Source organism: Paractinoplanes rhizophilus (assembly GCF_042664765.1).
In the GTDB taxonomy this organism is placed as follows: Bacteria; Actinomycetota; Actinomycetes; order Mycobacteriales; family Micromonosporaceae; genus Actinoplanes; species Actinoplanes rhizophilus.
The window spans coordinates 1-516 of record NZ_JBHTBJ010000143.1; the positions used below are offsets into that span (position 1 = coordinate 1).

Below are 516 nucleotides of genomic sequence, written 5' to 3' on the forward strand. Positions count from 1 at the left end.
CATCCGCCTGGACCGTGACACCCGACGAGACCGTCATAGCCGCAAACCAACACCATCACGACCGCCCGATCACACACCAACTGTCCGTGTCACGCACAGTCACCCACGGGAATTGGGACTACTTACCAGTGATCCTCCTGTCGGACGGGAACAGTCAACGGTTCCTTGAGGCATTGGCGATGGCGCAGCAGGACTGGCGCGACGTTCTGGTGGCGGCCCAACTCGCCCACCATGACTGGCCGGATCGGCTGAACGCCGCACTTGGTCGAGCTCGGACAGCGGCAATCAATGCACTTCATCGAGCGTTCCGGCCGTCCGGGGCGGGTTCGCCCGTAGCGTGGACACAGCAGATGCTGGTGTGTTCCACTTCTCAGGTTTCGAAGATGAACTGTTCCGCCCCGGGTTAGATGGAGACATCGAAACCTGGAGGAACACCGGCGATGCCTGCACCGAAGAAGTACAACGATGAGCTGCGTGAGCGTGCGACCCGGTTGGCGGTCGAGGCCCGCCGGGATC

The 516-nt window shown here is 62.0% G+C and carries 1 protein-coding gene; it reads left to right on the forward strand.

Translation table 11 applies throughout. The annotated features are described in order from the left end of the window. On the forward strand, positions 1–407 hold a 407-nt coding region (locus tag ACFQS1_RS40615; protein ID WP_378978432.1), incomplete at its 5' end, for a hypothetical protein. Positions 408–516 lie beyond the last annotated feature (109 nt).